Annotated in this window: 3 protein-coding genes; all 3 read right to left on the bottom strand. The window is 29.6% G+C overall.

The features are described 5' to 3' along the window. Positions 1-1,741 (bottom strand): bacteriocin-associated protein (locus ACJAX4_RS23030; protein WP_435791775.1); only part of this gene is annotated, 1,741 nt, incomplete at its 3' end. Between the two features lie 139 nt (positions 1,742-1,880). Continuing rightward, entirely contained in the window at positions 1,881-2,273 is a 393-nt protein-coding gene (locus ACJAX4_RS23025) for a lactococcin 972 family bacteriocin (protein WP_435791774.1), read from the bottom strand. 208 nt (positions 2,274-2,481) lie between these two features. Next, the coding region (locus ACJAX4_RS23020) for a S53 family peptidase (RefSeq protein ID WP_435791773.1) at positions 2,482-3,410 on the bottom strand (929 nt) is incomplete at its 5' end.

The following is a 3,410-nucleotide window of genomic DNA, read 5'->3' as shown; positions in this document are numbered from 1 at the left end:
TGTTTATCAATTTCACTTTTAATGGATCTGTGCAACCACCTCCTAAAATAGATGATCTATCAGCCATAAGACTGTTTTTTGTTGTTATAACTTGTATTATTGGTTCCAATATAGTATTGTTTTCAGTTTTAAATACTTCTGGATTGAAACTAAATATCTTCTGGTTATTTGCCACCCAGATAATTTTAATATGTTGGTTCTTTATATCATCTGAAGCTTTTATATTAAAAAAGTTTTTTTCATAATCCACAGAATCTCTCCTGTCTTGTTCAAAGAATTCTTTTATTTCGTTTTCTTTATTATGATATTTCATGGGCACCAATAAAACCCAGTCAGTTGTATAATCTGACACAGTAACAATCTTATTATTTATATCATAAACCGGGAATTGTCTCAAGTAATTAGTATTTACTACTAGTGATTTTATACCAGTATAATCCTTGTTTAAAAGAAGGCTTGTTTCTTCATAGACTCGTGCATTAATTAATAAAGATCCCATTTTTTCGAAAATATTATAAAGTTGTCCGTTTGTACTAGAAAAGAATATTTTAAGATTATTTTTCATATCCTGCTGGTTATTACCTATATCTAGCGGATAAAAAACGCCATAATCTTTGCTATAATTCCAATTCTTCAATGATTCTTGTTTCTTATGTATATTTCCGTACTGGTTTAAGACTGAAGCACATAAAAGTATCAAAGTTATTGAGCAAGCAACTTTGAGGATCATGTTTAAAAAAAATATACCATTCGTGTCTTTTTTATTTTTAATTATATGACTTACCTTAATATTCAATATATATAAATATGATACAAGAGAAATAGATATCATTATTACATAATTTTTTAACTGATATAAAATAGTACTGTAAACAAATTTAAACGTTGTATCTTTTACAAATACAGTTAGTATTAGTGATCCTACTATGGATAAAACAAAAATAATAGTCACTAATCTTCCAACTATTATGAACCACACACGTATATTGGATACACCATGCATTTTTATTATGCCTATTTTTTTTGATTCATTAAAAATATAATAGATAAGTAAAATTAAAACAATAAAAATACTTACATAGTATATATATTGTAAAACTACTACGGAAGAAGATGATTGAGCTCCCATGGCATTTGAATTTTCCGTAAAATCTTCAGGGGTGAATGAGGTTTTAATATTTTTATTGACTTTACCAACAAAAATTTTAATAAATGCATTAAATGCTTTTTCATCGGATACTTCTGCAAAATACTGACCATTGACAGGTAAGCTTTCGTAAGAGGTATTAAGGGGTTTTACCATGACCATGTTATTATTTCCGAAATCCTTAATAGTTCCTATCTGATTTTTATCATGAGTATTCGATGTGGACATAAATAAATTTGTTTTCTGTGTATCTTTTTCATTTAATAACCTGCCGTTTTTAAGCCTAAAGACATCATAAAAAGATGTGTTTTTAATTAGCAATATATATTTTGTAATTTTCACTTTATCGTTTGACATATAACTTATATTAGTTCTGAAAATATTAACTTTGCATTCATTTGCAGTCTCAAACAATATGGGATACAACGCTTCAGGACTAGAAATTATACTATCATTTGGAATTACAAATTGTTTAGCTATTCCTTTTTCAACATTTTCTATATTGTTAATTTCTTCTTTATCTGTTTTATTATAAGCTATAATAAACGAAAAAGAAGATAAAAAAATAAGAAAAATTACTATTATCTTTTTCAAAATTAACAAGCTCCCTTATATAAATTAATAATGTTATGGCAGTTCACTATGCCAATCATTTATGTAGAAATCCCCATTTTTTAAAATGAGGATTTCTATTTTAATAATTTAATTAAGCAATTAGGATTTTTTCACGATATTAATCTACGTCCCAATTTGCGACAGTAGCGTCACCTGTTTTACCAACAGCACTTGAAGCTGACATAGATTTTGCAGCAGTAACACCACTAGTACTAAATAGACCTCCTATTGAACATGAAGAATGATGTTTCTTTGTTGCGTGCAGATAATTTGAATATACTTTCTTATCGAAATGAAGAAATTTAGGAACTAGTGAAGTTCCATAATTCCATGTTCCGCCTCCAACAGATACTGATGTAAATGGAGTTATGCCTGAATTAATTGGTGCATTAGTTAGATCTATTGAACCGCTAGTTGCCATTTTTGAAGGTGCAGCCATAGCCTGAGATGTAATTGATAAAGTTAGAGCCATAGCTACTGTTATTGCTTTCAATTTACTTTTCTTAATCATAAACAATTCTCCTCTTTTTTTAAAATTTCCATTAAACGTAAATCGTCATTTAATTTAATGGTCTTTATAATTAATACATGTACCAATGGAATTATATAAAATAAAACACCAATATTTGTATACTTGTATGTAATTGGCATTTTTAAATTATCGTAACAATTTATTTAAACATAATATGTACTATTCTGGCTTAAATAAAGATTTCTTGTTAATCTATCAAACTATCATAAAGATTATCTTCTAATGGACTACCTAAACCAGTTACATAATCATAGCCATCATGAGCATAATTAAGAATATCAGCTCCATTACTACCAGAGACTATATCTCTAAAATTACTAGAATAATTCTCTCCTTCGGCTAATTGATAGAGTTTGTTGTGAATGTTAGATAATGGTGTATTTCTATTTTGGTTTACAATGGCTATAAATGCGCTCCAAGCTGGCGATCCAAAGCTTGTACCACACACAGAAGCCCACCCTGTTGCACTTGAATATATAGATACGCCATTACTCGGATCTGCACAAAATGATACATCAGGAACTGTTCTGTAATTATTTGAATTAATACCATATTCTTTCTGGTATTCAGGTTCTGATTGATAACTGCTTATACCACCACCTGAAGCGTACCAAGCAGTTTCTTGTTTTGTTAAAAATCCATTAGGGTTTAATACAAGCGTAGTTCCTCCTACGGCTAAAATATTTGGAGAAACAGCAGGCCATTGCACTCCTGTCCCAGAATCTCCTGTAGCAGCTATATAAACTGTATTAGGTTGTTCAAAGTGACTTTCATAAGTGGACATTTCTTGAAATTCATAACAACCCCAACTCATAGAAATTACATGTGCATCTACCTTTGAAGCATAATCAACAGCATTCATAAGGTCATCGATTGAGTCTGATTTTGCAACTACTAACATGATATTAGCTTCTGGAGCTAATGCATGTACCCATTCTACATCTAATGAGGTTTCATTAGCCCAATTAGGCGATGTTGTAGTTGGTTTGCCATCTGGGTACAAAATATGTAACTTTGTTGATTTTAAATTATATTTTTCATTAAACACCTTAAAATCCTCTTTAATAGTAGGACTTCCATATGCAACTATAATAGCTATTTTCTGATCTTTACCTG

Source organism: Clostridium sp. (assembly GCF_051278035.1).
GTDB lineage: Bacteria > Bacillota > Clostridia > Clostridiales > Clostridiaceae > Clostridium_AD.
This window is presented reverse-complemented; position numbering and strand designations above follow the sequence as displayed.